The sequence below is a fragment of the Deltaproteobacteria bacterium RIFCSPHIGHO2_02_FULL_44_16 genome (assembly GCA_001798185.1).
In the GTDB taxonomy this organism is placed as follows: domain Bacteria; phylum UBA10199; class UBA10199; order 2-02-FULL-44-16; family 2-02-FULL-44-16; genus 2-02-FULL-44-16.
Window position 1 is genome coordinate 21,267 of record MGRM01000014.1, and the last position, 20,425, is coordinate 41,691.

26 protein-coding genes are annotated in these 20,425 nt (G+C 44.3%); 21 read left to right on the forward strand and 5 right to left on the reverse strand.

Features of this window, described 5'->3' with window-relative positions; genetic code table 11:
- Nucleotides 1-32 precede the first annotated feature (32 nt).
- From A3C46_06745 to A3C46_06760, 4 genes are all read left to right on the forward strand, one after another.
- Complete coding sequence (locus tag A3C46_06745) at nt 33-557, forward strand: signal peptidase II (GenBank protein OGQ22303.1); 525 nt, start codon at nt 33-35, stop codon at nt 555-557.
- Nucleotides 558-743: 186 nt separating this feature from the next.
- Nucleotides 744-1,523 (forward strand): hypothetical protein, encoded by a 780-nt coding sequence (locus A3C46_06750; protein ID OGQ22248.1) that lies wholly within the window; start codon nt 744-746, stop codon nt 1,521-1,523.
- Nucleotides 1,520-2,176 carry a hypothetical protein gene (locus A3C46_06755; protein OGQ22249.1) on the forward strand — a complete coding sequence of 219 codons (657 nt, stop codon included), beginning with the start codon at nt 1,520-1,522 and terminating at the stop codon, nt 2,174-2,176. Before A3C46_06750 ends, A3C46_06755 begins: the two co-directional genes overlap by 4 nt.
- A 262-nt stretch (nt 2,177-2,438) precedes the next feature.
- Nucleotides 2,439-2,777 carry a hypothetical protein gene (locus A3C46_06760; protein ID OGQ22250.1) on the forward strand — a complete coding sequence of 113 codons (339 nt, stop codon included), beginning with the start codon at nt 2,439-2,441 and terminating at the stop codon, nt 2,775-2,777.
- 56 nt (nt 2,778-2,833) lie between these two features.
- Here A3C46_06760 and A3C46_06765 read toward each other — a convergent pair whose 3' ends face one another.
- Nucleotides 2,834-4,120: a hypothetical protein gene (locus A3C46_06765; protein OGQ22251.1), complete on the reverse strand. Its 1,287-nt coding sequence runs from the start codon at nt 4,118-4,120 to the stop codon at nt 2,834-2,836.
- 137 nt (nt 4,121-4,257) lie between these two features.
- Nucleotides 4,258-4,845 (reverse strand): repressor LexA, encoded by a 588-nt coding sequence (locus A3C46_06770; GenBank protein OGQ22252.1) that lies wholly within the window; start codon nt 4,843-4,845, stop codon nt 4,258-4,260.
- A 48-nt stretch (nt 4,846-4,893) separates the two neighbouring features.
- Between A3C46_06770 and A3C46_06775 the strand changes: the two genes are divergently transcribed.
- On the forward strand, nt 4,894-6,069 hold the full coding sequence (locus A3C46_06775) for a hypothetical protein (GenBank protein ID OGQ22253.1): 1,176 nt from the start codon (nt 4,894-4,896) through the stop codon (nt 6,067-6,069).
- A 28-nt stretch (nt 6,070-6,097) separates the two neighbouring features.
- Here the strand turns inward: A3C46_06775 and A3C46_06780 are convergent, their stop codons facing one another.
- The 3 genes from A3C46_06780 to A3C46_06790 form a co-directional block, all read right to left on the reverse strand.
- The gene (locus A3C46_06780; protein ID OGQ22254.1) at nt 6,098-7,243 is read right to left on the reverse strand and encodes a hypothetical protein; all 1,146 of its coding nucleotides are present in this window, start codon (nt 7,241-7,243) and stop codon (nt 6,098-6,100) included.
- Between the two features lie 77 nt (nt 7,244-7,320).
- On the reverse strand, nt 7,321-8,415 hold the full coding sequence (locus A3C46_06785) for a redox-regulated ATPase YchF (GenBank protein OGQ22255.1): 1,095 nt from the start codon (nt 8,413-8,415) through the stop codon (nt 7,321-7,323).
- Nucleotide 8,416: 1 nt separating this feature from the next.
- Entirely contained in the window at nt 8,417-9,124 is a 708-nt protein-coding gene (locus A3C46_06790) for a hypothetical protein (GenBank protein OGQ22304.1), read from the reverse strand.
- 277 nt (nt 9,125-9,401) lie between these two features.
- Here A3C46_06790 and A3C46_06795 point away from each other — a divergent pair, with 277 nt between their 5' ends.
- From A3C46_06795 to A3C46_06870, 16 genes are all read left to right on the forward strand, one after another.
- Nucleotides 9,402-9,614 carry a hypothetical protein gene (locus tag A3C46_06795; protein ID OGQ22256.1) on the forward strand — a complete coding sequence of 71 codons (213 nt, stop codon included), beginning with the start codon at nt 9,402-9,404 and terminating at the stop codon, nt 9,612-9,614.
- Nucleotides 9,615-9,633: 19 nt separating this feature from the next.
- A complete protein-coding gene (locus tag A3C46_06800; GenBank protein ID OGQ22257.1) occupies nt 9,634-9,855 on the forward strand; it encodes a hypothetical protein in 222 nt (73 codons plus the stop codon).
- A 10-nt stretch (nt 9,856-9,865) separates the two neighbouring features.
- Nucleotides 9,866-10,123, forward strand: a complete 258-nt coding sequence (locus A3C46_06805) for a hypothetical protein (protein ID OGQ22258.1) — start codon at nt 9,866-9,868, stop codon at nt 10,121-10,123.
- Between the two features lie 13 nt (nt 10,124-10,136).
- Nucleotides 10,137-10,346: a hypothetical protein gene (locus A3C46_06810; protein OGQ22259.1), complete on the forward strand. Its 210-nt coding sequence runs from the start codon at nt 10,137-10,139 to the stop codon at nt 10,344-10,346.
- 8 nt (nt 10,347-10,354) lie between these two features.
- Complete coding sequence (locus A3C46_06815) at nt 10,355-10,552, forward strand: hypothetical protein (GenBank protein OGQ22260.1); 198 nt, start codon at nt 10,355-10,357, stop codon at nt 10,550-10,552.
- A gap of 45 nt (nt 10,553-10,597) precedes the next feature.
- Nucleotides 10,598-12,097: a ribonuclease G gene (locus tag A3C46_06820; GenBank protein OGQ22261.1), complete on the forward strand. Its 1,500-nt coding sequence runs from the start codon at nt 10,598-10,600 to the stop codon at nt 12,095-12,097.
- A gap of 150 nt (nt 12,098-12,247) precedes the next feature.
- Nucleotides 12,248-12,559, forward strand: coding sequence for a 50S ribosomal protein L21 (locus tag A3C46_06825; GenBank protein OGQ22262.1), 312 nt, complete (start codon nt 12,248-12,250; stop codon nt 12,557-12,559).
- Between the two features lie 3 nt (nt 12,560-12,562).
- Nucleotides 12,563-12,823 (forward strand): 50S ribosomal protein L27, encoded by a 261-nt coding sequence (locus A3C46_06830; GenBank protein OGQ22263.1) that lies wholly within the window; start codon nt 12,563-12,565, stop codon nt 12,821-12,823.
- A gap of 72 nt (nt 12,824-12,895) precedes the next feature.
- Entirely contained in the window at nt 12,896-13,924 is a 1,029-nt protein-coding gene (locus tag A3C46_06835; GenBank protein OGQ22264.1) for a GTPase ObgE, read from the forward strand.
- 29 nt (nt 13,925-13,953) lie between these two features.
- Nucleotides 13,954-14,322, forward strand: a complete 369-nt coding sequence (locus A3C46_06840) for a ribosome silencing factor (protein OGQ22265.1) — start codon at nt 13,954-13,956, stop codon at nt 14,320-14,322.
- Nucleotides 14,319-15,854 carry a phosphoglycerate mutase (2,3-diphosphoglycerate-independent) gene (locus A3C46_06845; GenBank protein ID OGQ22266.1) on the forward strand — a complete coding sequence of 512 codons (1,536 nt, stop codon included), beginning with the start codon at nt 14,319-14,321 and terminating at the stop codon, nt 15,852-15,854. The genes A3C46_06840 and A3C46_06845 overlap by 4 nt, the downstream gene beginning before the upstream one ends.
- Nucleotides 15,851-16,519 (forward strand): hypothetical protein, encoded by a 669-nt coding sequence (locus A3C46_06850; GenBank protein OGQ22267.1) that lies wholly within the window; start codon nt 15,851-15,853, stop codon nt 16,517-16,519. The genes A3C46_06845 and A3C46_06850 overlap by 4 nt, the downstream gene beginning before the upstream one ends.
- A gap of 168 nt (nt 16,520-16,687) precedes the next feature.
- A complete protein-coding gene (locus A3C46_06855; protein OGQ22268.1) occupies nt 16,688-17,485 on the forward strand; it encodes an inositol monophosphatase in 798 nt (265 codons plus the stop codon).
- Nucleotides 17,469-18,143: a hypothetical protein gene (locus A3C46_06860; GenBank protein ID OGQ22269.1), complete on the forward strand. Its 675-nt coding sequence runs from the start codon at nt 17,469-17,471 to the stop codon at nt 18,141-18,143. Before A3C46_06855 ends, A3C46_06860 begins: the two co-directional genes overlap by 17 nt.
- The gene (locus tag A3C46_06865; protein OGQ22270.1) at nt 18,115-18,903 is read left to right on the forward strand and encodes a hypothetical protein; all 789 of its coding nucleotides are present in this window, start codon (nt 18,115-18,117) and stop codon (nt 18,901-18,903) included. Before A3C46_06860 ends, A3C46_06865 begins: the two co-directional genes overlap by 29 nt.
- Complete coding sequence (locus A3C46_06870) at nt 18,900-20,378, forward strand: hypothetical protein (protein OGQ22271.1); 1,479 nt, start codon at nt 18,900-18,902, stop codon at nt 20,376-20,378. The genes A3C46_06865 and A3C46_06870 overlap by 4 nt, the downstream gene beginning before the upstream one ends.
- The last annotated feature ends 47 nt before the right edge of the window (nt 20,379-20,425 follow it).

Consider the following 20,425-nt stretch of genomic DNA (forward strand, 5'->3'; position numbering starts at 1 on the left):
CTTTACAAATAGAAGGCGAGAAGTCAAAGCTGATGACACTATCCCGCAAATATAAGTTTCTTTTTTTGATAACGCCGATTGTCCTTTTTTTGGATCAACTGACCAAATGGCTTGTAGTCAAAGAGATACCCTATAGTTCCCGTATTCCGATCATTCCAGGCTATTTTGATCTCGTTCATTTTCGCAATCGAGGCGCTGCGTTTGGTATGCTTTCTGAACTTCCTGATCACATTCGTCCTTTCTTTTTTTATGGTATTGCTGTCGTTGCGGTCATTGTTTTGTTCTTTTATTTTCGATCGCTCAAGGGAGAGGAAAAGTTGATGCCTATAACGCTTTCACTGATTTTGGGTGGAATTTTTGGAAATATTCTCGATCGACTTCGTTACGGCGATGTCGTCGATTTTCTCTCCTTTCATTTTCAAGAGAAAATAATTCGAGGCGTCTATCTTGAATGGCCGGCATTTAATGTAGCTGATAGCGCAATTACGGTGGCGATGATGTTGTTAATTGTGTCAACGCTCAAAACAAAAGGGAGTCATGATCGGCAAAAAAGTTGAGGTGTCGATTCACAGCCTCATAGAACCTATTCGATTATGGGAGAGGCGGCACCAAAAAAGCTGCTGATGCCACAATGTGACATACGGAGCTACGCGACAGAGCTTGACGAAGTACTGCCCGACGACCATGTTCACACTTTCATGAGGCGAGAAGCGATGCCCCAACTTTTTTATGAGGTCTTTTGAATGAAACCATTTATCTTTCATTACGCTGACATTTATATTCCTTCTTTCTTTTTTATGACCATGATCGGCTCACTTGCCGCTGCGTTTTATGCTTCATGGTTTGCAAAACATCATGATGGCGATCCAGTCATCATGCTCGATTTTGGCATCATTGGAATTATTGCAGGTGTTTTAGGTGCGAGAATTTTTCATATTCTTATCGAGAATCCAAAATATTACTTCGAAGATCCGATTCGTGTATTTTATTTTTGGCAGGGTGGGTTTGTTTCACTTGGAGCGTTCGTTTTTTCGGCTCTTACCTGGATTCTTTATTTGCATGTCCGAAAGTTTCCTGTTCTGAAACATTTCGATCACATTACTCTTTCGGTTCCAATTATTATTTTTTTTGTCAGACTTGGATGTCTTTTGGCCGGTTGCTGTTATGGAAAGCCGACCGATTTTTTTCTTCATTTGATTTTTACCGACCCCTCTTCTGCTGCAGGGAAGCTGCATTCCGGTGAAGCACTTCATGCGACGCAAGTCTATTTTATGCTGAATGCTGTTGTCATGTTTATCGTGCTGCATCTTACCTATCGATATCGGCGTTTTCAGGGTCAGGTTTTGACCACATTTCTCATCTATTATGGAATCACAAGGTTTTTGATCGAATTTTTGCGTGGTGATGCTGATCGAGGAGTTTATTTCGATGGAATGATTTCGACCGGTCAGATTGTGATGGTGATTTCATTTGGGGTGGGGATCTTTTTGTGGAAATACTTGAAGAAACGGTTCCCTGTATGAAATTATTTCTTGAAGTCATCAGTGTGACCATTTTTTTAACGGTTACTTCGCATCTTCTTTATGCTTTTCGTTCTGTCCCCTGGATCAATGAATATCTTTCGATCATCGTGGCGCTTCTTCTTCTCTATGTCCCGGTTCTTCTCATGTGGCGAAAAGGAAGAAAGATTACGTTTTTTGATGAAGGGTGGAAAGCTTACACCCGTTCGCTCAAAATTTTTCTCATAAGCCTCTTTATTGTCTTCCCTCCATTTTTGATCGCTGCTCATTTTTGGTATGAAATCGTGTTTCACCTGAAAGGATTTTCGTTTCCCCCATATCCCAATATGCTCAACATTCTCTTTTTTCAGGTTCTTTTAGTTGCGCTTCCGGAAGAATTTTTCTTTCGGGGATATATGCAGACAACCTTCAACGAGATCTTTAAATCTCGTTGGAGGATTTTAGGGGTGAATCTTGGGTGGAGTTGGATTTTAACCGCCGCTCTCTTTGCACTTGCTCATTCGATTGTGGTGGTTCAGTGGTGGCATTTTGCCATCTTCTTTCCAGCGCTGCTTTTTGGGTATCTTCGTGAGCGAACTGGTTCCATTACTGTCCCCATTCTTTTCCACGCTGCATCAAATATAATTCTCGATTTTTTTTCAAGAGGTTATAGGTAGTTTATCAAGTATTATTTCAATGTGTCATCGCGAGCCCAAAGGGTGTGGCGATCTCCTTTTTGTCATCCCCGAATGTTTTTGTCGGGGATCCAGAGCTAGATTCCCGCCTTCGCGGGAATGACAATCGAGATTGCTTCGTCGCTCATGCTCCTCGCAATGACCGCAGAAGTTTTGAGATAGCTTTCTTGCCATTTTCCGCTTGATTTCAGCTTATGAGAGGTATAGAAAAATTGAAAATCAAACACTAACCCAAGGAGGTGTTATGGCAAGAAATATGGATCACCAAAACGAACCGCAACAGCACGACGACAGTATGAAGAAAAAGTTTTTGTTTGCTATCGCCTTCGCAGTACTCCTTGGTGTTTACATTGCTCCTATCAGCCGTGACAATGCTCCTCTTGCATGGGACACAGGTCCTATCTTGAACAATGATGCTCCAGTAGTTGCTCATGACTACGGCCCAATTCTTGAGCCCTATGCTCCCGTTGTTGCAAAGAGCTGCGCTGTTCCAAGCGATGGTCAAGATAACTGGGGATATACAAGAACATGGCAAGATCCAGTTGACCGTGAGCAAGATGTAGTGACCGGCGTTTATATTTAACTCTTAAAAATTTTCATTTGAAAAAAAAGCGCATCACACGATGCGCTTTTTTATTTCTAATGCACCATCGGAATCTTCAAGCGCTGTCGAGCGCTTTCTCCTTTAAAGAGATTTTGTTTTCGATATGCGGCTTCTCCTTGCCTTCCTGAATGCTGATCTCCAAGGCGCAGTCCATCAGCCAGAAACACTGCGTGTTTTCCATATTTTTCTGCGAGTTGATCTACAGCATGAAATGCATTGGCAGCATTGATTGCTTGTTGCGGATTTTCAAAAAGTCCAAATTGTGTCGGCAGTGGATCAGTCAGATGCGAAAGCACAACTCCTGTGGCGCGGTAGGATGTTTTCGGCTGAAAGAGCTTATCAAAAAGGGAGATGAGTGCTGCTCCGAGTTCAGTCGGTGCAGAAGAAGCTCGCTGCAATTTCATCTCACATGCGCTCGATTCAAAACCTTGCGAGCGAAGGCTTAAGATGAGTTGCTTTGCGGCGAGACCATATCGCCGTGCCTTAATGCACGCTGACTCCAAGTTTCGAAGCGCTCGCGCTTTGACATATTCTCGATCGCTCGATGCCGGAGTAAAAGTTTTCATCTTGCTAATTGAGAGTGGGCTGCGTCCCATTTCCGGGTTCACGTTCCAAACGCTTTCACCTCGAAGTTCCATCCAGATGTCATGCCCCACTTTTCCTAAAAGATTTTCTACCCAATCGAGAGGTCGATGGACAAAATTCAGAGCTGTTCGAAGTCCATGTTTTTCCAGAAGGGCAGTGGTGTTCGGACCAAATCCCCACACTTCATGCAGTGGTGTTTTTTCAAGAAGAAGATGAATATGGCGACCTTTGACAGCAGTAAGCCCACAGGGCTTTCGAAATTTTGAACAAAGTTTTGCTAAACTTTTGCTTAAAGAAATTCCGATGGAAACAGTCATGCCTAACTCGTTTTCAATTTCTTGTTGGAGTGCAGTTGCTATTTCTTTGTAACCTTTGTGATGGAGTCGTCGTGTGCCGGTGAGATCGATGAAACCTTCGTCGATTGACGATTCTTCAACAAGAGGTGAGTAACGCCGCATGATTGTAAACATTCGTTTCGAAAAAATGCTGTAAAGTTCGTAGTCAGAAGGGAGAAGAATGAGCTGCGGGCAAAGACGTGTGGCTTCTGAGAGAGAAACTCCCCGCTGAATGCCAAGCGCTTTTGCTTCATAGGAGGCAGCAGCTACGATGCCGCGCTCAGCGCCGGTAATGACCGGTTTCCCTTTGAGCTCCGGTCGAACCGCTTGCTCGACTGAAACAAAGAATGCGTCACCATCGACATGAGCAATGGCTTGTGGCCAGGATTTTAAAGTAAACATATTTTCCTCCTTAGAATATCTTTTCAAAGAATGTCATCGCGAGCCCGTAGGGCGTGGCGATCTCCTGAATAGCACTGTCTGTAGGAGATTGCTTCGTCGCTGATGCTCCTCGCAATGACTACAACGTTTTATAGTTCCTAATATTTCCTTATTACCGCTTTCACAATGCCACCCAGTTTCAACTCCATTCGTGGCCGCAAGACTGGATATTTTGGATTTGCGGGAATAAGTTCCACGCTTGTTCCCCGTTTTTGAAAATATTTCAGTGTCCATTCGTTATCAATGTGGGCAAGAATGATGTCACCACTTCGTGCCGGTTTTCCTCGTTCGATGATGACGAGATCGCCTTCAAGAATTCCAGCATCGACCATCGAGTCGCCATTTACTTTGAGAAGAAAAGAAGCTTCGGGTTTGTCGATGAGAAATTCATCGAGCGAAAGAGTATCAATGAGTTCTTCTTCGGCAGGAGAGGGGAAACCGGCTTGGACGAAACCTGCGAGGGGGATACCAAGCCGGTCTCCCTTTGGAATGAGTCTCCCACTTTTATCTTTTTCAAGATAACCTTCAGTGATCAATTTTTGAGCAAAGCGAAAAGCAGCGTTTTTGGATTGATATCCAAAGAGACGCGTCATTTCGCCGTAACTCGGGAGCCTTCGATTGGCTCGATAAAATCGTCGTAAAATGTCGATGTGATAAGGATCTACTACTTTTGGCGCAATGGTCATACCTCCTCCTGGCGATGATGAAAAGAAGATGCGTGAACGATCGTTCACTTGTCAAAACATTTTCGAAAATTTCTTGAAATATTTTCCAAAAACCTGTCAATTGCGCACCTTATGACAACAACCGTCATCATTGGTGGGGGAATTGTTGGGCTCAATATTGCGCTTGCGCTTCATGACGCCAAAAAAGGGGGCGAGATTTATCTCATTGAGGGTGAAGAGTTTTACGGGCATCACACGAGTGGTCGTAATAGCGAAGTGGTTCATGCTGGTCTTGCCTATCCACCAAACTCCTTAAAAATGAAACTTTGTGTTGAGGGAAATCGTCTCACCAAAGAATTGGCTCATCGTTTGAATGTTCCCATTCGCAAAGATGGAAAATGGGTGCTTGCGACAAACATCGAAGAAGCTGAAGGTCTTCACAAGCTTGCAACAACTGCAAAAGAGGGGGGATCGGTTGGACTTGAGTTTCGTGATCCCCAGGAAGCAGTTAATGCTGTCCCAGAACTGAAACTTCCGTATGCTGCGACGTTTTCACCTTCAACCGCGATGATTGATGCTGCTTCTTATGTCAAAGCCCTTGACCGCTATCTTTCGAGTCAAGCCGGAGTTGCTCTGATCAATCCGTGTAAGGTTACAGGGGTGAATGTTGCAGCATCAACCTTAGACACTGATCGTGGCGAAATGCCTTTTGATGTTCTCATTAATAGTGCAGGACTTTTTGCAGATGAAATTTATCACATGAGCGGTGGAAAACGAAAATTTGAAATTCGTCCTTTCAAAGGAGAATATTATCGTTGGAAAAATGGGACATTACAGTCGGTCATTTATCCGGTTCCAGGTCGTTTTGTGAAAAAAGAAGCAAGTACTGATGGTGTTATGGTTTCAAGTCTTGGGATTCATGCGCATCGTAATGTCGGAGGAGATCTTCTCCTTGGACCTTCGCAAGTGAAGATCGATCCTAAAGCAAAAACCGATTATTCGTTTGTTTCTCCGCCAGAGGATTTCATTAAGGCGATGATTCCATTTGTCAAAAAACCTCCGACAGCCAATGATCTTGAAATGGCGTATGCTGGCAATCGTCCAAAACTCTATGAAGAGGGAAAACCTCTTGGCGATTTTATGATCGAACGCGAAGGAAATATCATTCATCTTCTCGGAATCGAATCTCCTGGCCTCACCGCTGCTCCTGCGATTGGAAAATATATTGTGCGGATGATGAGTTAACTTTCTTTTGTTGTATTGTTTTTTGATCTCAACAAATGTCACCAGACCAAAGCATTTGGAGGAACTCTTTTAAGGGATAAATGCTGACATCGTCGTATTGTGCTCGTCTTTCGCCGAGATAGACTCCGATACATTTTACTTTTGATTTCCCGACCTCCTGTTTCATGCGATGGAGTCCCTTTTGAAAATCTTTTTTCCATATTGAAGCCGACTTGCATTCGATTGCAACATATCCACGATCTGTTTCAAAAAAGAAATCGACTTCAACATCGTCATGACTTCGCCAAAAAGTGAGGGGATAATTGAGTCCCGAATATGAAAAATAGGAGACAAGCTCATGATGAAGCAGAGTTTCGAGAAGCGCACCGATTTCTTCCGGCAAGGGGGGATAAGGGAGTCGTCCCGAAAGAGATCGTGCAACCCCTGAATCGAAAAAATAAAACTTGGGATGTGCAATTTGTTTGGTCGCTCGCTTGAGTTTCCAGGCTTGAAGCCAAGAACCGATGAGAGTATCGACTAAAATTTCAAAAAAACCTTGCACTGTTTGCCTTGCAACTCCGGCATCGCGAGCAATATCGCTCACATTGGTCACTTGTCCATTCTGTCGTGCAGCCACTTCGAGAAAGCGGGCGAAACTTCCAATATTTCGGGTGAGAGCTTCCTCCTTGATCTCTTCCTTCAGATAAACTTCTGCATAAGAAGTTAAATAACTCTTTGGATCTTCTGCCGTGAGAGCAGTCGGAAGCATTCCATGTTCGATGGCGTGTGAAGGCTTAAAATCAAAATCAATTTCTTTTGAGGTCAGAGGAAAAAAATGAACCAGTCGTGCACGTCCAGCCAAAAGATTGGTTCCCGCTCTTTTCAATTTTCTTGCGCTTGATCCACAGAGAATAAAACGGAGCTTCTTCTCCTCCATGAGCCGATGAACTTCATTGAGAAGCTCCGGCACCTTTTGCACTTCATCGATAACGACCCATGAATCGGGAGATAAATGTTCAAGTTCGTGAAAGAGAAGGCTCGGATCTCTGGAAAGACGAAGTGCCTCTGATGTCGTAAGAAGGTTATACGTTGGCTCATGTGGGAAATGTTTGCGAATCCACGTCGATTTTCCCGTCCCTCGTGGCCCTAACAGGAGAATCGAAGTCTTGGGAGTTGTCAAAATGCGTTGAAACATCGACGGCAATTATGCCGGAAATATGCCGGAAGTAAAGCCATTTTTTAGATGTCATCCCTGCAGGGGATGTTAGGGGCTTAAACATTAAACCGAAAATGCATGATGTCGCCGTCCTGGACAATGTATTCAGCCCCTTCAATGCGAAGGCGGCCCGCTTCTTTGACTTTGGCTTCACTCCCATATTTCATCAGATCATCATACGAGAAAACTTCGGCTCGAATAAATCCTCGCTCAAAGTCAGAGTGAATCGCTCCTGCTGCTTGTGGAGCGGTTGATCCTTTTGGAATCGTCCAGGCGCGACACTCTTTTTTCCCAGCAGTAAAAAATGTCGTGAGATCTAAAAGTTTATAACCAGCGCGAATCAAGCGATGAAGTCCTGGTTCTGTGAGTCCCATCTCTGCAAGAAAATCTTTTTTCTCTTCATCCGAAAGTTCTGCTAGTTCGCTTTCAATGGAAGCGCTAATAAGCACTGCTTCCGCGCGATCGCTTTTTGCATAATCAATCACGCGTTTCATTTTTTCTGAAGGATGAGCAACATCGTTTTCATTCACATTGAGAACATAGAGAACGGGTTTTGCGGTGAGGAGATTGAGCTCGGCAAGGAGTGGACGTTCTTTTTCGTCAAGTGGTGTATGTCGTGCAGCTTTTCCTTGTTCTAAATGATTTTTTATTTTTTCAAGTGTTGAAAGTGAAGCTTGTGCTTCTTTATTTCCAATTTTTGCGAGCGACGCTGTTTTTTCAAAACGCTTGGCAAGACTTTCGAGGTCAGCAAGAATCAGTTCTGTCGTGATCACTTCAATATCGCGAATGGGATCAACACTTTCATATTGATGAACAACACTTGTCTCTTCAAAACAACGAACCACATGCGCAATCGCATCAACGCTTCGAATATTTCCTAAAAATTGATTGCCAAGACCTTCACCTTTATGGGCTCCAGCGACAAGCCCTGCAATATCGACAAATTCGACGGTTGTGGGAACAGTGCTTTTTGGTTCAAGGATTTTGCAGATATCGTCAAGACGTTTATCAGGAACAAAGGCAATCGCATTATGGGCGTCGATGGTGCAAAAAGGATAGTTTGCCGCAGGAACGCCTGCTTTTGTCATCGCGTTAAAAAGAGTCGACTTCCCGACGTTTGGGAGTCCAACAATTCCACAGTTAAATCCCATATTATTCTCGAGCTCGAAGAATGAGATAAGCAAGGTTGAGGAGCGCTGTTGCAGCGGCAGCGACATACGTGAGAGCAGCAGCATTCAAAACAGCAGCAACCCCTTTTTGCTCTGTGGGTTGAATAATTCCCGATTGAAGCAGAAATTCCTTTGCGCGACGACTTGCATCAAGCTCCACAGGGACCGTGATGAGTTGAAAGACAACCGCAATTCCAAAAAGAAGAATTCCAATTTTAACGAGTGAAAGGGCGTTCATCACAAAACCGATGAGAATCAAAAAATAGGAAATGTTACTTCCAAATGCTGCGACTGGCGTGATGAGGTTTCGAAACTTGAGAGGCGCGTAGCCTTGCGCATGTTGAATCGCATGGCCTACTTCATGAGCGGCGATAGCCTGAGCTGCAATTGAACTTCCCGTATACACATGCGGCGAGAGATGAACAGATTTCGTGCGCGGATCGTAATGATCGCTCAAATCTCCTCCATCACCTCCCATGCCGAAGCGTGCGCGGCGAGTGACGGGTCCTACATGAGCATGAATCTCTGCAGCATGCAGCATTCGCTGGGCCACTTCGGCACCTGTCAAACCACTTTCAGATGATACTTTGCGATAACGGGCAAATGCCCCTTTCACTTTCGCTGTGGCCCAAAGAGAAAGAACAAGCGAGAAGAACATGACAAATAAATAAAGCGGATCCATGTAAAACATTGTTCCTCCTTTTTTGAAACGAAGAAGATATAAGATTGAGGTCGATGTTTGTCCAGGTCGAAACTTTTTTGTCATTTGTGTGATTTTTTTGTTGCATGAAGGTGAAGAATGTAGATTATGCTTACGGAATGGCAGAACGCTTGAAGCGTCGTAAGTGGTCTTTACATATCAGGAAATTCAAAGCCCGGAGAGGTCTTACAACCCTCCGGGCTTTTTCGTTTTTTCGTTAGCAACTTATTTTACTCGTTCGCGATACGAGTATTGAGAGGAGAAATATATGACTCGGCAAATCTGTGACAGACCAGTTTCGTGGAGTTCAGATATTGTTATAACAAAAACATTAACGCCTGTTGAAGTGCAAAAACTCTGTAGCAAAACAAAAACAATCCAGAACAGTGAATTTAACTTGATCGACCCTCAACAACAGCAACTATTAATCAAATGTGGGGTAAGGGTTGTTGTGCCTTCTGCAGGCGGAGATTGGAGCTAGAATCAAAAAGGAGGAACGTATGAACCTTGATGTGAAACCAGTTTGTGATCGTATTCCAGAGGATGGGCATGGATGCGAAGCCCCATCTCCTCCTCAGCCTGATCCCGATGCACCAAAAGGTCCTCCTCCTTCACCACCGCCAGATGATTTTGGAAATCCAACAAATACGTATTCATTGATTGATCATGCAGCAAAAGAAAGAGTTCGGCATTTAGGAATTATGAACACTTCACTTTCATAAAGGAGGGTTTATGTTGGCAGCAGGAAAAGGACCTATATGTTATTATTTTACTGGCCCAGATGGTCGATATAATCCTTATTATGTTGCAGGACCACTTCCTCAAAATACAGCAGTGAAAGCGCCAAAACCAGAAGCTTCACCACCTCCAGTTCGAAAAGCAGGAACACCAGCACAAAAAAGAGATGACGTTGTTATTGTTGATGCAGAGAGCACAAAATGTGCGCGTCGTATGGGACTTAACATTTGGTGTCATTTGCCACCATTATAAAAAGGAGAGAAAAATGGCTCGTTATCATTCAGCAGATGTTGGATTCCCAGCTTGTGTAAGAGGTGACAGATCTCCGTATGTTCGACAAGAACCGCGCTCTGAAGAACCTGTGAAGAAAAAGGAGAAAGCAGAAGCAGCTCCTTCTGTACCAACACCACGAACGTGGAATGTCGCTGATGCTCAACAGTATAGACGAATAACAGGTCTTCCATTAACACGTTAGGAGGATTTATGGCGCGTGGTGTCGAAGGTTGTGCAACGCTTGTGTGGATGAATCGTTCGGGAACAATGACGCAAGAAATCCGGGAACAAAAACCTGCTCACGTGCAAACAGGAGCCAAAGCTCCTGATTCACCTCAGCCGGCAACAACGGGGTATCAAACTGTCGACCCTGGAACCCCACGTTACGTCAAACCCCGTCATTATTAAGCTGTTTGCTTTCCGTAAGCTCACTTGCTAAAGCAAAAAAATCCTATGGCAAATGAGCTTATTCTCAATGTCACCTTAAGTGAAACCCGGGTTGCTCGTCTCGAAAACGGAGTTGTCTCTGAGCTTTTCATCGAGCGCATGCGTGACGAAGGGGTTGTCGGCAATATCTACAAGGGAAAAGTTGTTCGTGTCCTTCCTGGTATGCAAGCTGCATTTGTCGATATCGGCCTTGATCGCACTGCTTTTCTTCATGCATCTGATGTCGTCGAAGATCTCTCTTATGATGAGGACGATGATGAGGCTTCTGGAAAACAGGAACGGCGCAAACCGCGAAAGGGGATTGATCGAGAGATCGAAAAGCTTTTGAAAGAAGGGGATGAAATCCTCGTTCAAGTCGAAAAAGAGGCAATGGGGACCAAAGGGGCGCGTATTACCTCGCATATTTCCCTTCCGGGCCGATTTCTTGTTTATATGCCTACGGTTCGTCATATCGGGGCATCTCGTCGTATTTCGGATATTTCCGAACGCATTCGGCTCAAAAATCTTATTCGTAAACTTCATAAAGGTTCAGGGGGATTTATTGTCCGAACAGTTTCTGAAGGAGTGACCGAAAAAGAAATTCAAGCTGACATCGATTACCTCACGACACTCTGGAAAGAGATCGAGCAAAAAGTGGCAAAAGCAAAAGAGAAAGAACTCATTCAAGCAGAGCTCGGCGTGCTTGAACGTGTTGTTCGAGATTCTTTCACCCCAGATTTAACACGGTTGGTCGTAGATGCACCGAAAGCCTATGAGCAGATCGAAGGCTTTGTGAGCACCTACATGCCTGAAGGAAAGAAGGCGTTGGAACTTTATAAAGGGAGTGAACCCATTTTCGACGCCTTCGGAATCGAGGTCGAAATTACGCGTGCGCTCGGTCAGAAAGTGTGGCTGAAAAGCGGGGGATACATCATCATCGAACAAACCGAAGCGCTCACCGCAATTGACGTCAATACCGGACGCTTTGTAGGGCGACGGGATGTGGAAGATACGATTCTCAAAACCAATCTCGAAGCGGTCAAAGAAATTGTCTATCAACTGAAACTTCGCAATATCGGTGGCATTATTATTCTCGATTTTATCGACATGGAACGAATTCAAAATCGCACTAAAGTTTATAATGCTCTCAAAGAAGCGCTGAAAGCAGACCGAGCGCGTACCACTTTAACGAAGATATCCGAACTTGGCCTTGTAGAGATGACGCGGAAACGGACGCGCGACGATTTGCGACGCCAGCTTACCAATGCATGTCCGGAATGCGATGGGAAAGGGTATCTTAAAAGTGCGACGACTGTCTGCTACGAAATCTTTCGTGAAATTCTCCGCGAAGTTGCACATTTAGAGGGGAAGCACGTCATTGTGACCTGTCATTCAAATGTGGCGAATGTTCTTTATGATGAAGAGAGGCAGCATTTAGAAGAGATCGAAAAGCAGATCAAACGTCGCATCAGCATTAAAAACATTCCAGAGTACCATTTAGAGCAATTTGAAGTTGCAGCGAAGTAAGTGCCGTGCACTTATTTGAAAAAAAAACGCATTATATTGCAGTTTTATTCATATTAAGTGCACGGCACTTAAATAAATGAATATCAGCTTGACGAAGCCTTGTGGGCTGGGCTAAGCGTACCCCTCTTTTATCATTCTAAGGAGTAACTCGTGTACGCAATTGTCAGAACAGGTGGAAAGCAATATCGTGTCAGCAAAGGGGAGCGTTTCTTTGTCGAGAAACTCGAAGGAGATGTCGGTTCCGTGGTGACGCTTGACGATATTCTTCTTATTGGCGGTAAAGGGGATGTCAAACTCGGAACACCGACAATTGCAGGAGCAGCGATCAGTGCAAAGATCGTGGATCAAGGTCGCGATAAGAAAGTGATTGTTTTTAAGAAAAAACGTCGCAAGGGATATTCAAAGAAACAGGGACATCGTCAACCTTACACTCAGCTCGAAGTGACTGAGGTCAAGGGATAAACTATGGCACATAAAAAATCACAAGGTGCTGCAAAAAACGGTCGCGATAGTCAGGGCCAACGCCGTGGTGTGAAACGTTTTGCTGGCCAATTTGTCAAAGCTGGAAATATTCTTGTTCGTCAATGTGGTACAAAAGTGCATGCAGGAAGAAATGTCGGTGAAGGAAAAGATTGGACCCTTTTTGCAAAGATCGATGGAATTGTTTCGTTTGAATGGGGCCGTCATGATCGCAAATTTGTCAGTGTCCTTCCTGCTGCTGCATAAATCACAAAGCAATGAGCTGATAAAAGGCTCTCTGAAAAGAGGGCCTTTTTTATTCGAGGAAAATGTTTTCTTATGAAATTTATTGATGAAGCCATAATTGAAGTCAAAGCGGGTGACGGTGGAGATGGATGCGCTAGTTTCCGACGGGAAAAATTTGTGCCTCGTGGTGGTCCGGATGGAGGGAATGGAGCTCACGGTGGCGATATAATTATTCGCGCCGATGAAGGACTGACGACGTTAATGGATGTTCGTTATCGTCGACGTTTCGAGGCAGAACGGGGTGGGCACGGGAAGGGTTCCCAGATGCATGGTCGAAGTGGAAAAGATCTCGTTCTTCGTTTGCCAGTTGGAACGGTTATCTCTGATGCTGACACGGAAGAAATCCTGATGGATCTTGATCATCCAAAGCAAGAGTGGATTGCGGCCAAAGGAGGAAAGGGAGGATGGGGAAATCTCCATTACGTGAGTTCTACTCATCAAGCTCCCCGAAAAACAGAAAAAGGGGTCAAAGGAGAAGAGAAACGCTTACGACTTGAACTCAAACTTCTTGCAGATGTGGGACTTGTCGGACTTCCAAATGCGGGAAAATCGACCCTCATTGCTGCGATTTCAAATGTTCGCCCGAAAATCGCCGACTATCCTTTTACCACGAAAGTTCCAAACTTAGGTGTTGTCGAATATGCTCCTGAAGCGAGTTTTGTGGTTGCTGATATGCCAGGTCTCATCGAAGGAGCAAGTGAAGGATCGGGAATGGGTTTTCAGTTTTTGCGTCATATTGAGCGGACACGCGTTCTAGTGCATCTTCTGGATCCGGTGGATCCAGCACATCTTGATCCTCTCGAAAATTATCGGATGATTCGGGAAGAACTTCGTGCTCATGGAACAGGATTAGAGCAACGAAAAGAGATCATCTGTTTGACCAAAATGGATATCACCGAAGCGCGCGAAAAAGCGGAAGAGGTAAAAGAAGAACTTGAAAGAGCGTCGCAAAATCAAGTCCTGCTTATTTCTGCAGCGAGTCGAAAAGGTTTGCAGCCCCTTTTGACCGCGATGATGCAAGCAGTAACAGCAGAAAGAGAAAAGTTGTCGAACAAGGGATAAAAGAGTAGGATAACAACCAGGAGGCAATTTTGAGAGGAGAACGGCTGGCGAAAAAAATAGCGCTGATTGCCAACGAAAAAAAAGCGCACGATATTCTTGTCCTCGATCTTCGAGGTCTTACCAGTTTTACTGATTATTTTGTTATCTGCAGCGGTATGTCGGATCGTCAAGTAGAAGCCATCGTCAATGCTATTTCCACGGAACTCAAAGAGAGAGGGTGTCCTCCGCTCGGTAAAGAGGGGGAAGAGTCGGGTCATTGGGTCCTTGTCGATTATGGTGACGTGGTGGCTCATGTCTTTCATTATGAGGAACGTGAGTTCTATCATCTTGAGCGGCTTTGGGTGGATGCGAAAAGAGTTGAGGTGGAAGAGATTTCTGCGATAGAAAAAGCTTCATGATGCGACCGCGACCTGTTGTGTTGATGATCCTCGATGGCTGGGGTTCTCGAAAAGAAAAAGAAGGAAACGCCATCCTTCTTGCGAAGACCCCTCATTGGAATTCTCTTTGGGAAAAATATCCTCATACCTTTCTCACGACCTCTGGTGAATCAGTCGGCCTTCCACCAAATACCATTGGCAACTCAGAAGTAGGTCATCTCAATATCGGAGCTGGTCGTATTGTCCAACAAGATTTAGCGCGCATCAATCACACGATTCGCGACAAAAGTTTTTTTAAAAATGAAATATTTCTTGCTGCGATGAGAGAAGTAAAAGAAAAGCGCGGAGCGCTCCATTTGATGGGACTTTGCTCAGATGTTGGTGTTCATGCTCATCTCGACCATCTCGACGCCCTCCTGCAACTTGCAAAGAACGAAGGACTTCAAAACGTGGTCATCCATGCCATTACTGATGGCCGCGATTCTTCTCCCACTTCTGGAAAAGGATATCTTGAACGTGTTGAGAAATCATGTCGCGAGATCGGAGTTGGGCGCATTGCAACAGTTTCTGGTCGCTACTATGCCATGGATCGTGACAAGCGCTGGGATCGAACCGAGAAGACATGGAAGGCTGTCGCCCTATCTCATGGTGAACACGCGGTTTCCAGCATCGAGGCTATGAATGTTGCTTATTCTCAAAAAATCACGGATGAATTTATTCTTCCAACCGTGATCGGAGAAACTTGTCCCATCAAGGATGGTGACGCAGTCACCTTTTTTAATTTTCGTTCGGATCGTGCACGACAGATCACACGTGCGCTTGCGCTCAAAGATTTTCAGGAATTTCCGCGACTTTATGTTCCTCGGTTATCTCAATTTGTCTGCATGACCGAATATGACGAGACCTTTGGTCTTCCGATTGCATTCCCCCAGGAACACTTACATGGCATTTTAGGAGAAGCGATTTCAGAAGCTCATTTCAAACAACTTCGCATTGCAGAGACCGAAAAATATGCACATGTGACTTTCTTTTTTAACGGAGGAAGGGAGAAAGCATTTCCGGGTGAAGATCGCTGCTTGATTCCGAGTCCACGCGATGTGCCGACGTATGATTTGAAACCCGAGATGAATGCTGTAGAAGTGACAACGAAACTCCTCATGCATCTTGATCAGCGCGCGTATGATGTCATCATTCTTAACTTTGCCAATCCTGATATGATCGGCCACACCGGAAATCTTACAGCCGCCATCAAAGCAGTGGAGACAGTCGACAGTGCTCTGGGAAAAATTGTGCCACGTGTTTTGGATCAGGGAGGAGTTCTTCTCATTACTTCTGACCATGGTAATTGCGAGCAAATGATTGATGACAAGGGAGGAGTGCATACAGCACATACGTTATTTCCAGTTCCATTTCTGTATGTGGCTTCGGATACATCGAAGGTTCAACTTCGAGAACAGGGAATCCTTGCCGATATTGCTCCTACGGTCCTCGAACTTTTAGAGGTTCAAAAACCTCTTCAGATGACAGGAACTTCGCTCTTTCCAACAAAATGAAAAAATTTTTCTCTCATGTTTCCTCGTCACTTCTCACATTTTTTTATCCTTCTCGATGTCCTTTGTGTGAAGCGTGGTCGCTTCATCATGATAAAGTATGTGAGACATGTGTCTCTTCTCTTCATCCTCTCCCTGCTGCATTTACTGCGCCCATATTGCATCGTGTCTGGTTTCAAGAAGCAAGGAGCGCTGTGGCGTATGAAGGGAAGTTAATCGATGCGATCTGGAATTTTAAATATCATGAACGATTTGATCTTCTTCCTTTCTTTACGCACCTTCTTTTCAAAAGTTTTCCCGAAAAAACGTATGATCTGATGCTCCCTGTTCCGTTACATCAAAAGAAACTTGCGAAAAGAGGCTTTAATCAGGCGGGAATGCTTGTGCAGTCGCTTTCTGCACGGATAGGCGTTCCGCATGATCTTTTTCTTCTCGAGCGAAGACGTGCAACAGAGACGCAAGTGAGAAAAGAGGTGAAAGAGAGAGAAGAAAATGTTCGCGATGCATTTGCGATTAAACTTTCTCAGAAAGAAAAACTTTCTCAAAAAAATGTTTTGTTGATTGATGATGTCATCACTACAGGCGCAACCGTCAATGAATGTGCAAAAGCGCTTATCAAAGGAGGGGTTCAATCGGTCGATGTCTTGACGATTGCACGACCATTATGAAAGCGTTTTTCAAAACAGATCAAGATTCGGGTGACGCCGGAGCGTGTTCCGGGAGGTCTCCGTCTTTAGCGGAGGGCCGGAACACCGCAGGCGGCAGGACCCGTATCCAATGAGCAAACGTTTTTAAAAACGCTTTTCGTAGTGATACGAGAATGCTATCTTTCAATCATGCACACTGACCCTCAAAAAGCGCTTCACTATGCCGTAAAACTCGCGAAGAAAGCGGGGAAGATTCAAATGAAGCGTTTGGGCGAGAAGCATCATATCGAATATAAAGGTGAGATCAATATTGTCACTGAAGTTGATCATGCTTGTGAAGAGCTGATTGTGAATGGCCTTAAGAAAGCGTTTCCTCATCACGATATTCTTGCAGAGGAGGGGAGAGGTGGTGGTTCTTCCTCAGAATATCGCTGGATTGTGGATCCTCTTGATGGAACCGTGAACTATGCTCACGGTTTTCTCGCTTTCTGTGTCTCCATTGCGCTTGAGATCAGAGGTGAGCTTGTGGTCGGCGTTATTTATGATCCCACTCGCGATGAATGTTTTACGGCGATCAAGGGAAAAGGAGCCTATCTCAATAAAAAGCGAATACAGGTCTCCCCTGTTTCCAAGCTGCGACAGGCTCTTTTAGCCACAGGCTTTGCCTATAATATCTATGAAAAAGAGGTCATGGATAATTTCAATCATTTTCAAAATTTTATCAAAACAGCACAAGCGGTTCGACGCCCCGGCTCCGCTGCTCTTGATCTGGCCTGGGTTGCAAGTGGAAGGCTCGATGGCTTTTGGGAATTCTTTTTGAAACCGTGGGATATGGCTGCTGGGGTGCTCATCGTTCGCGAAGCGGGTGGAACTGTCACTTCGTTTGACGGTAGCGCTTTTGACCTGTATGGTACTCGAATTCTCGCTTCAAACGGATTCATTCATGATGACATGAGAGGAATTCTCAGCGGTGATCGATCCCAATAAAAAAGAAAATGCTCCTGTGCAGTCAAGCGATGTGTGCCGACGTGCATTTGAGCTGATGCATGAGAAGCGATACGATGAAGCGGAAAAATTGCTGGTCGGAAACATGGCGAAAACCGATGATGAAAGCGCGATTGCGCTGTATCATTCGGTCTTAGGTGTGCTTTTCAAACTTCAAGGAGAATATAAAACAGCGTGGAAACATTATGAGCGTGCTGAGAAATTGCTTCCCTTAGATCCAGCACTGAAAATCATCTCTGCCCGTCTTTTGCTGGAACAATTTGCTCAGTACGATCAAGCGATTAAAAAAGCAAAAAAGGTCTTCGACCTGATTCCGAATAATCCGGTGTTTGCTCACCAAGCGCATACAACGCTTGGTCTTGCGTATTTAAAAAAAGGGGAGAAGAAAAAAGCAATTGCATCGTTACAAACTTCTGTGGGTGAAGGTTTTTATGGATTTGTCAGTGCGAAAAATATCGATTTTTCTCTTGTCGAAGCGCTGTTGAGAAAAAATATGGCTCAGAAAGAGTGTGTCTCTTTTTTTGAAAAAGCGCTTCGCTTTGCGACAAAAAATGCAGAGACAAAATATGTCGAACTTTTTCAAAAGATGATGAATGTCTTTGAACGGGACTATGGACAAACAACAGATTCCACTGATTGATACTCATGCGCATCTTACCTTTGATCAATTTCAAGGAGAGGAAGAGGCTGCTTTAACTCGAGCTTGGGATGCGGGCCTTCAGGCGATTGTGCTCATTGGGGCTGGTCGCGGAATCGAAGGAAATCGACGTGCACTGGAATTTTCCAAAACCGATTCGCGACTTTTCGTTGCGGTGGGAGTTCATCCCAACGATGTCGAGGGAATGACCGACGAATGGCTTCAAGAGATACGTTTAGCGGCTCAAGAAAAAAAAGTGGTTGCGATTGGCGAAATTGGACTCGATTATTTTCGTCAGCATGCTGCAAAAGAGAAGCAATTTTTTTGGTTTGAACGTCACATTGATCTCGCAAAAGAAGCGAATCTTCCGATCATTATTCATAATCGCGACGCTTCTGATGACACACTGCGTGTGCTTCAATATGTAAAGCCCCCTTCGAAATGCGGCGTGTTCCATGCATTTCCTGGAGATATCGCTTTTGCTCAGAAAGTTCTCGATTTGGGATTTTTTATTTCCATCACGGGTGTGGTCACGTTTAAGAACGCGCCGACTCTTCGTGATATGGTCAAGTATGTGCCGCTCGATCGCATCATGATCGAAACCGATTGTCCCTATCTTGCTCCGGAACCGCATCGCGGTCTTCGCAACGAACCTTCTTATATTCCTTTGATTGCAGAGAAGATTGCTGAAGTGAAAGGAATTTCAGTTGAAGAAGTCGCTCGTGTCACCACAGAAAATGCGAAGAATTTATTGAGCATATGAAAAAGCTTATTTTATCATTGCCTCTTCTCTTCTCTTTTTCTCTTGCACATGCTCAGCTTCATACATGTCCTTATCTTCAGAATCCATCTCCTGATGGAATGAGTATTCTGTGGTTTTCGAAAGATGCGAATCCAGGAACTCTTAAATTTTGGAGAGAAAACGAGTCAGTACAAGAGGTGGTTTCAAAACCAGTCTTAGCATCAGCATTGCTCTATTCAGAATATGAAGTCAGAAAATATTTTTCAGGAAAGCAGCCTTCGCTTCCTTACCGTCATCATGTACGGCTTACCGATTTACAACCAGATGGGCTTTATCATTATCGTGTCGAACAGGGAAAAGATGTCTTGCAGGCAACATTTCGCACTTCCCCTCTCTCAAACAGAAAAATTCGTTTTATTGTCTATGCAGATAGTGAAACAGAACCTGAATCCACTGGTATCGCTCGTTTATGGACCGATCCTTCAGGAATCAATACAGACCGTCGCTACCCTATTGATCAAACAAGAGGGTATGCTCAAAATCTTTCTGTTATGTTCCGCTCTCGTCCTGATTTTATTCTTATTGCAGGAGATCTCGTTGAAACAGGTGGCGAACAGCGTGACTGGGATGAGTTTTGGAAACATAATTGTAATCCTGAATCTTCTCGCAGTCTCGCAAGTCATATTCCGATTTTACCCGCACTTGGAAATCATGAATATTATTACGGAGAACCCCATGGGTATAGTACGCTGGGATCAAAAATGAGCATTGCGAAATATCTTACCTATTTTGAAGTTCCAAACAATCAAACTCAAGACACAAAGGATCAAGGTCATTATTATCGATTTGATTACGGTCCAGCGTCCTTTATAGTCCTCGATTCCTTTCACAATCAGCTCTACCCTTATGGTCCAGACTTTAGACCTGGTTCTCAACAGTATGAATGGTTACAAAAAGAACTCAAAGATGCTCAAGCAAATAGCGAGTTTACTTTTGTCATTTTTCACCACGCTCCCTATACTTCTGGTGTTCACGGACTTTCTTTAGGGAAGGATGCGGAACGTGAAGACACGCTTTCGAGTCGTGAGTTACAAGTGCTGACTCCCTTATTTCTTTCTTACGGCGTTGATGCTGTTTTTGGAGGCCATGATGAGATGTATGAACGTTCTGAAATAAGTGGTTTTGAAGTGATGAATAAACAGAAGCTTCCTCATACCATTCATTTTTATGATATTGGAATTGGAGGAGATGGATTGCGCGGTCCTCATCGTCACGTTCATAATCCCTATCGAAAATTTCTTGCTCACATCGATTCACCTGAAAAATGGAGAGGAACAAAATTACTGAAAGGTGGAAAACACTATGGTCACTTGCAGATTGACATTCATCCCAAACAAGATGGTTATTGGAAGGCAATCTTGACTCCTGTTTACGTACTTCCACGACCAAAACCAAAGCGATTTATTTATACCGATATCGTTACAATTCAAAAATGAGGCGGAAAAATTACTTGCTGCACTTTTATACGTCATCTAATATTTTA

Coding starts and splice junctions, on each gene's coding strand:
- A3C46_06745 (OGQ22303.1), top strand. CDS start 33: ATGACACTATCCCGCAAATATAAGTTTCTTTTTTTGATAACGCCGATT.
- A3C46_06750 (OGQ22248.1), top strand. CDS start 744: ATGAAACCATTTATCTTTCATTACGCTGACATTTATATTCCTTCTTTC.
- A3C46_06755 (OGQ22249.1), top strand. CDS start 1,520: ATGAAATTATTTCTTGAAGTCATCAGTGTGACCATTTTTTTAACGGTT.
- A3C46_06760 (OGQ22250.1), top strand. CDS start 2,439: ATGGCAAGAAATATGGATCACCAAAACGAACCGCAACAGCACGACGAC.
- A3C46_06765 (OGQ22251.1), bottom strand. CDS start 4,120: ATGTTTACTTTAAAATCCTGGCCACAAGCCATTGCTCATGTCGATGGT.
- A3C46_06770 (OGQ22252.1), bottom strand. CDS start 4,845: ATGACCATTGCGCCAAAAGTAGTAGATCCTTATCACATCGACATTTTA.
- A3C46_06780 (OGQ22254.1), bottom strand. CDS start 7,243: ATGTTTCAACGCATTTTGACAACTCCCAAGACTTCGATTCTCCTGTTA.
- A3C46_06785 (OGQ22255.1), bottom strand. CDS start 8,415: ATGGGATTTAACTGTGGAATTGTTGGACTCCCAAACGTCGGGAAGTCG.
- A3C46_06790 (OGQ22304.1), bottom strand. CDS start 9,124: ATGTTTTACATGGATCCGCTTTATTTATTTGTCATGTTCTTCTCGCTT.
- A3C46_06795 (OGQ22256.1), top strand. CDS start 9,402: ATGACTCGGCAAATCTGTGACAGACCAGTTTCGTGGAGTTCAGATATT.
- A3C46_06800 (OGQ22257.1), top strand. CDS start 9,634: ATGAACCTTGATGTGAAACCAGTTTGTGATCGTATTCCAGAGGATGGG.
- A3C46_06805 (OGQ22258.1), top strand. CDS start 9,866: ATGTTGGCAGCAGGAAAAGGACCTATATGTTATTATTTTACTGGCCCA.
- A3C46_06810 (OGQ22259.1), top strand. CDS start 10,137: ATGGCTCGTTATCATTCAGCAGATGTTGGATTCCCAGCTTGTGTAAGA.
- A3C46_06815 (OGQ22260.1), top strand. CDS start 10,355: ATGGCGCGTGGTGTCGAAGGTTGTGCAACGCTTGTGTGGATGAATCGT.
- A3C46_06820 (OGQ22261.1), top strand. CDS start 10,598: ATGGCAAATGAGCTTATTCTCAATGTCACCTTAAGTGAAACCCGGGTT.
- A3C46_06830 (OGQ22263.1), top strand. CDS start 12,563: ATGGCACATAAAAAATCACAAGGTGCTGCAAAAAACGGTCGCGATAGT.
- A3C46_06835 (OGQ22264.1), top strand. CDS start 12,896: ATGAAATTTATTGATGAAGCCATAATTGAAGTCAAAGCGGGTGACGGT.
- A3C46_06845 (OGQ22266.1), top strand. CDS start 14,319: ATGATGCGACCGCGACCTGTTGTGTTGATGATCCTCGATGGCTGGGGT.
- A3C46_06850 (OGQ22267.1), top strand. CDS start 15,851: ATGAAAAAATTTTTCTCTCATGTTTCCTCGTCACTTCTCACATTTTTT.
- A3C46_06855 (OGQ22268.1), top strand. CDS start 16,688: ATGCACACTGACCCTCAAAAAGCGCTTCACTATGCCGTAAAACTCGCG.
- A3C46_06865 (OGQ22270.1), top strand. CDS start 18,115: ATGGACAAACAACAGATTCCACTGATTGATACTCATGCGCATCTTACC.
- A3C46_06870 (OGQ22271.1), top strand. CDS start 18,900: ATGAAAAAGCTTATTTTATCATTGCCTCTTCTCTTCTCTTTTTCTCTT.